The following is a 7,849-nucleotide window of genomic DNA, read 5'->3' as shown; positions in this document are numbered from 1 at the left end:
CTTCAACACCGTTGGCTACATCGCCACCGCCGATAGATACGTTCAATTCGTCGTTACAAGATGCTGTAGGCTCGATACGGTCAGCTACATTGATAATGTACGACTCACAAGTTTCGTTACCACAATCATCTTCGGCACACAATATTAATCTGTGCTCACCAATTGGCAACTGTAATACATCACCATCAGCAATCTCACCACCAGCGAAGAAAGATTCGCCGTTTGCAAGTAACGTGTAACGAGTAGCAAAAGCTGAAGAACAACCATTGCCATCAGTTACAACAGGTGTAGGGATAGGGAAATTACCCAAACAACCGAATGGTGAAGTAGACAGATCGATTTCAGTAGGGACACCAGTAATTTCAGGACCCGTAGCATCAAACACTTTGATCAACTGGTTCAAGGTACCAGAACCACCTGGGTTACACCAGTCGATGATGTTCCACTCACGACGAAGCTTGTAAGTTCCTTCACATACTACGATACGTGGCTCATCAGAGTAAGATGCGCCAAGGTTACAGTATGCCTGAGCAAGATCATGGAAGCCTAAGGCAGTACGAATCCATGGGTAGCCAGAAGCTGAAGGGTGAGGATTACCGTTGGCATCAACAGCAAAGTCTTCATCACACTCCAATGGTGCTACAAATGGAGGGAATACCAAATCGCCAATCGTTGGCTTACGGAAAGTAAGGACTTGATCACATGATACTACTCGTGGAGCACCTGTACAAGTTGAATTGTAACGATCAGCAACAGTGAAGGTACGTGTGAGTACTTCGTCACCACAGTCTCCTGCTGCAACAACAACATCGCTTAGGGTTACAACAACCTGACCACAGTTATCACCTACAACAGGGATGCCAGTGATCTCTAACTTCTCAAGGAATTCGTTTAATGCTTGCGTGCTACCTCCGAAGAAGGTATTACGTGTTGCATTGAAGTCAAGCGTACCATCTGCATCAGCAATCCAGCTTTGTGGGAAAGTGAAGCGGATACCATCAATATCATCACAAATCAAGTCACGAGTTTCCTCGATATCAACAGCGGTAAAACCAGTACCAGTTACACCTGAATTGTTGTCAGAATAAACATTAATTGTCCAGTCACCAAACTGAGTAGTCAACCAGTTGGTTAATACCAAAGTATAGCTCGTATTTGCCTGTAAAGGCAAGCTCAAACGCAGCGCTGGATCAAAAATGTTACCTCCAGGTACGAATGCATCATCAGATGATCCGATGAGGTTTTCACATGGAGCATCTGCATCGAAACCACCTTGGAATAGGAACAAGCTAGCATCACCCCAATCAGAATCTACGAGGAAAGTATATACATCAACAGGTACTTCAAAGTCAGGTGTAGTGAAAGTAACTACGTCGTAGTTGTGCTCACCATCTACCAAGAAGCCTTGGTTTAAACAGCTGTAGTTATTGAAATTCAATAAATCATCTGTTGCTTCAAGCGTACCTTGCACCTGGTTTGCACCATAGCTCAATGTTACGCTGCTTGCATTAGCAGGACATTCAACGATAGGATCAGTCTTGTCTTCTGCCAAGATATCTCCCCAACAGGTGTTGATCAGGTTACCATTCTCGTCAAAAATTTCTGCAACATAAGTATGTGCACCACAACCAGAAATCACGTCAGAGTCAGTACCATCTACCGTAATTTCAATATTAGAAGCACATTCAAGGTTGTTACCCGTAAGCACCATTGCTGGAGTAATTCGAGCAGAACATTCAGGACCTAAAGTAACATTGAGGTCACCGATACAACCTACTTCCGTTGCTATGAAAGTATTAATAATAGTAACAGTAGCTTCACAATCATCAGTCACACCATTCGCATCAGTAGCTGTTAAAATAACTGTATTAGGACCATCATCTAAACAGATGAATGAATCATTATCTAATGACAGTACTAGACCACCACATGGAGCAGATGAACCTCCATCAACATCCTCAGGGAGAATAACAATAGGGTCGCTATTATCTGCAACAATTTCGATGTCTTGACACAGCGCCTCAGGAGCTTCACAGTCAATGAACTCGAAGTTAATACAGTAAGATAATAATTCACCAGAATCACCACCTGCATCATCACAGATACTCAAGACCCAGTCACCATTGGTTTGTTCTCCGTCAAAGGTAGCAGCGAAAGTACCACCTTCTGGCTCGAAGGTTCCTGTAAAAGGAGCCGCCGCCGCAGTAACATCAGCACCACCATCCATAAAGACAGTATTGGTGTAGTTATCACCAGCACCACCGTTATCAGAAGAAAGATCCAATGTAATTCCGTTTGGAGAAATCAAGGTCATCTCAATATCACTGTCAAAAGTATGAGTTAAGTCAACTTCCACTGAGGCCAGTATAGCAGTAGTACCAATAGTAGCTACAGTCGCTACGGTAGCCGCAGAGGTTGTAGGACCTCCTTCACAAGGAAATCCACCAGTGCCCACAGCTGGGATTGGCTGTGGATTTCCAACACCACAAGCCTGTTCTTCTGGAGAAGCAATATCGAAGTTGATACAGTAGGATAATAATTCACCAGTATCACCACCTGTATCGTCACAGATACTCAATACCCAGTCACCATTGGTTGGTTCACCGTCAAAAGTAGCTGCGAAAGTACCTCCTTGTGGAGCGAAGGTTCCTGTGAAAGGAGCAGCACCGCCAGTAATAGCAGGAGCACCATCCATAAAGACAGTATTGGTGTAGTTATCACCAGCACCACCGTTATCAGAAGAAAGATCCAACGTAATTCCGTTTGGAGAAATCAAGGTGATATCCAAATCTGAATCAAAGGTGTGCGTTAAGTCAATTTCCACTGAAACAATCGTAGCATCTACTCCGATAGTACCTGTTGCAGTAGCTGTTGCAGCAGAGGTCGTAGGGCCACCTACACAAGGAGATCCACCCGTACCCGTCGTTGGAATAAGCTGTGGATTTCCAACACCACAATATGTATCTGTAATGGTTGGAGGAGGAGGAGGAGCTACAAAAGCACCAAAAGTAATGCTGTACTCGTTAAGTGTACCAGTATCGCCACCGGCATCATCAAAAACTTGAAGTACCCAATCACCAGCGATAGCTTCACCGTCAAAGGTAGCTGCAAAAGTACCAGCTTCTGGCGAGAAGGTTCCTGTGAAAGGAGCAGCACCCGTAGTAATGTTAGGAGCACCGTCCATGAAAACGGTCTGGGTGTAGTTATCACCAGCAACGCCATTATCACTGGAAAGGTCTAACGTGGTTCCCATAGGAGATATCAATGTGATATCCAAATCACCGTCAAAGGTATGGGTGATATCCAATTCAACCATATCGATTTGTACATCGACACCGATTACACCCGCACCAACTGCGGTAGCTGCAGAAGTTGTAGTGCTATTGTCATTGATAGCTTGGGGATTACCCGCACCCACAAAAGTTTGGGCTGTGCCCCAGATCGGGACAGCTAGCATGAGCATTAAGCCGAGGCTAAACTGCCATACTGATTTAAGCGTAAAGTTCGCTTGTCTCATAAGATTACAATTTGTTATAAAAAAGTTATGTCGTCAACATCCAAATAACCAACCACTACTACTTGCGTAACGTATTGATTATCAATAAAATAAAAAGGTCGTCGTCGATTTACAAGGAGATTAAAACCTTAGACATTAAGATATCTTAAGGGTCTAACTCACTATAAATCAGCTTAAAGGTAAGATAAATTACCTTTTTTTTAACTCAATTAGTATTTTTTTTTGACTAACGATACACTTGTGCTCCTTCATTGTTATTCACAATGACCAGTAATGGTTTGTTGTTATTTTCCAATTGCAGGAGATTACGAACATCGTAATAGGCATACATCCCGGTTTCGTAAGCTGGTAGTGCTTTAAAACTACCATCTTCTTGACCGATGAGGGTTAATCCTATTCCGGCATCGGAACGGGTTGTTTCTACTTCTCGCTCATAGTAATTACCAGCTAATACCAAGTCCATTATACCATCGGCATTCCAATCACGAGCAACAATACCGAAAACGGGGAATGACTGGGCGATCGCGGGTAGTTTTTCAATAGAAAAACCGCCGTTCCCATTGTTGCGTAAGATAACACTGGAAAACTCATAAGCCTCCAAGGACACTGCTCCGTCCATTCTACCAGCCAATACATCCTCTACTGAAGCTTGAGCAAAATCATGGTAAGTCGGGAATTCCTCCAATACGAAGTCCATTTGCTCAGAGGAACATTGGCGGCCACGCACAGGTAGTTCTTTACCATTCCGATCGTAATAGGCGAGATATACATCATTTGTGCCATTCTCATCAAAGTCATTGATGTAAGCTTTGAAGGGTTTGTCTTTGCTGGCTTTGAACTTAATATTCTTACCTACATTACCGACCACCAAATCCTGATCCCCATCACCGTCTAGATCGGCAGCGACAATACGGTTCCACCAGCCACGTGTGTTTTCCAGTTCGCTGGTAACAGTTTGGTCAGATAATTTCCCACCTTCATTTTTGAAGATCGTAATTGGCATCCACTCTCCTACTACAATTAAGTCTAAGTCTTGATCTTCGTCTACATCCAACCAGATAGCATCAGACACCATCCCCAGTTTACTATTGTCTGGAAAAACCTCTTTGGTTGCATCTACAAACTGCCCATTATCATTGCGGAGCAGGTAGCTTTCTGCCGGGTACCCGTATTTTTCAGGAACCTGCCGGCCGCCAATAAACAGATCAAGATCCCCATCATTATCCACATCTCCAGAAACGGCTACACCGCCACTGATCTTCATTACAGGCAGCTTGTTTGACTTTGCAAACTGACCATTCCCCTGATTGATATAAAGGCGATCCGCCAAAGCTGCTGAACCTTCAGCAAAATCATTCCCCCCACTGATTACGTATAAATCCTGGTCACCATCACCATCAGCATCGAAAAAATGAGCGTTAACATCTTCGCTCGCAGCATCCTGCTGCCAGGGTTGAGACGGAGCGGCAATCAAGGTTTCATTAGCTTGCTGTAGAAATAGAGTGCCAGTCTGTCCAGCAGCTCCACCCAGGTACATATCTTCCAGACCATCACCGTTTACATCAGCTTTGGCAGCAGCTGGCCCCAAATGTGACATACGGTGAGGGATCAAAACTTCCTTGTCATAATCGTCAAAATCATTTTCGCGATGAGCATAGGCCAATTGAGACGCCGCTGTAACATCTTGAAATATCGGCGGGTTAATATGGTAGATATTGGCGGCCTTAACTTCTCCATCTGCCTGTGACAAGGTCAGGCGCTGATCAACTGCTACATCTAGCAACTCCGTTACTTTTCCTCCAGGCCATTGGATAACCAAGCGGTCTATTTTTTCATTTTTGCCTAAACCAAAAGAAAGGACGGGATCATTACTAGACATATAGCCACGTACAGGAGCAACCTCTTGCATTTGTAATTTCTCTCCGGTAAATACCCAGGCTTTCGCACCATAGGCCAATGGATTGGTCGCCAACTCTCCTTTGAGTTTAAGGCTTAGATAGTGGTGGTTAAGTTTTTCAGTCGCGTGATTTTCGTAAAGAAATGCCCGATCATTCATATTATTAACCAGCAAGTCTAAGTCACCATCATTGTCAAGATCTGCATAGACAGCTCCCTGGCTAAAAGTCCTTTCGGGTAAGCCCAATAGTTCTGTTTCGTTCGTAAAACCTAAATCATTGTTATTGACAAACATATAGTTCATCAACTTTTCCTGTGGTGCATAATCTACTAATGGCAAAGCATTAATCAATTCTCCTGGCTTGAGCAACTTGGAAAGAGAATCAATAGCATGATTGGCCATTTTGATGTAATCCTTGTTTCGAATATCCCTCAATTGGCCATTGGTGATATACAGGTCTTTATCGCCATCTAAATCGTAATCTCCTAGTAGCGTGGCCCAGCTCCAGTCGGTCTGAGCGATATTAGCAAGGTTACCAATTTCACTGTAGGTCCCGTTTCCATTGTTCAATTGAAGCGTATTGAACATGTATTGATAATGGTAGCCACTTTGGGCTAAACCCCAAAATTTCGTGGGATTCATGCCACTCATATTGGCTTTAGAACGATAATTATCTTCCGGAGCCATATCCGCCACCACAATATCCGGCCAACCATCATTATTCATGTCCGCAATATCAACACCCATGCTGAAATTACTGATGTGGCGCATACCAGTATGAATCTGGTTAGTGAACGTACCGTTACGGTTATTGACATAATAATAGTCAGGTTCCTCATAATCGGAAGCGACATACATGTCGGGATAGCCATCATGGTTTACGTCACTCACCGTAGCAGCCAGGGTGAAGTTAAAGTTTTCCATCCCCGCAGCTTTTGTTACATCCGTAAAACTACCGTTGCCATTGTTACGGAACAGGCGGTCTGTATAATCTGAGGGCGTGTACTCGTAATCGGGGTTATACTTGGTATGCCGCAGCACAAAAGGTTCAATCCCCAGATAGAGGTCTAGGTCACCATCCATGTCGTAGTCAAAAAAGTTAGCGGCCGTACAATGCCCATCATGGTCGAGGCCATATTGCGCAGCACTTTCGGTAAAGGTGAGATCACCATTATTAATGTAAAGCTTGTTCTTCAGCTTCCCCGGCTCCTGGCGAACAAATTTCCCAACATAAATATCTTGAAAACCGTCATTGTTAACATCCGCAATCGCAACGGCGGAGGACCAACTATCATCGACTACGCCAGCACTGGCAGAGATGTCCTCAAATTTCAGATCGCCTTTATTAAGATAGAGCTTATCCTCAACCATATTACCGGCAAAGAAAATGTCAAGTAGGTCGTCATTGTTAATATCCACAACGGCGACTCCTCCCCCATTGACGATTACGTCAATTAGGATGTGATTATAGACTTCGTCCTCTGTGATAGTATTGGCAAAATCAATGCCACACTCAGCTACTGACTTAAGCTCAAAAAGACCTTCGACAGATCCGTCCTTCTGCACGACAGAGGCGTTTTTCCCTGCATCGCCACAGCTTACTGTAAGTAACGCCAGCAGCCCGATAAAAAACAATGATTTCAATGGTCGTTTCATGATTGATATATTCCTGGTAAATAATGCGCTGCAAAATTAGAAAATATCAACAAGACCGCGAAACGATCAACTTAGTATTGCAAAGCCTCTTAGAGACTCCCGTCTGCGGAACCGTTTACATCGCCGATTTTCACTCCTGTAAATCCAACACTCAACTCTTCTCCAATTAAATCATTCAAGTTGATTAATTCCGGGAAAGACTCTACCCAAGGATTATCAGGTAGGGGGAAGACATAATCCTGATCGATAAAGCGCCAGCTGGTGTTGCTTGGAAACTCCGTATAAATGTTCAGTATCAGCTTTCTTAACTGGATAATATCCAGGGTGGTAATTGACCCCGAACGATTTACATCCGCAGCAATACGCTTGTAAGGAGAATCAAGTGGATCAAGGGCCAATATATGTTTGCTAATCAGCACGATATCAAAGGTTGTTACACCATTGAGTGGGTCATCATTACGGTAAGCCGTAACGGTATAATCAAAATCTTCTTCCAGGTTATCGAAAAGGTAAGAACCATCGGGTTCGCTCATTGTCATCAGGGGCATAGGACCGCTCAGACTCAACTGTACATTCCCTACAGGCTCTAGTTCTTCTGTCGCTATCATCCCTCCAATGGCACCGAATGCCAGACAAGCAAAACCTGGTTGTACCAGAATATAGGTTTCACAGAAACCATAATTCCCTTCGCTATCAATAGCGTAAATGTAAAGAACAGTGGTTTCTTCATCATCAAGCGTCAATACCAAACCTGTATCTAATGGGCTGGGTACGAAATC

Annotated in this window: 3 protein-coding genes; all 3 read right to left on the bottom strand. The window is 43.9% G+C overall.

Features of this window, described 5'->3' with window-relative positions:
- On the bottom strand, positions 1 to 3,517 hold a 3,517-nt coding region (locus ACRBG0_RS09030; RefSeq protein ID WP_431486575.1), incomplete at its 3' end, for a proprotein convertase P-domain-containing protein.
- Between the two features lie 226 nt (positions 3,518 to 3,743).
- The gene (locus ACRBG0_RS09025) at positions 3,744 to 7,070 is read right to left on the bottom strand and encodes a VCBS repeat-containing protein (protein WP_431486574.1); all 3,327 of its coding nucleotides are present in this window, start codon (positions 7,068 to 7,070) and stop codon (positions 3,744 to 3,746) included.
- 89 nt (positions 7,071 to 7,159) lie between these two features.
- A partial coding sequence (locus tag ACRBG0_RS09020) for a dockerin type I domain-containing protein (protein ID WP_431486573.1) occupies positions 7,160 to 7,849 on the bottom strand: 690 nt, incomplete at its 5' end.

This window comes from Lewinella sp., from assembly GCF_050633125.1.
In the GTDB taxonomy this organism is placed as follows: Bacteria; Bacteroidota; Bacteroidia; order Chitinophagales; family Saprospiraceae; genus Lewinella.
The sequence above is the reverse complement of the archived record's forward strand: the minus strand, read 5'-3'. Positions and strand labels throughout refer to the sequence as shown.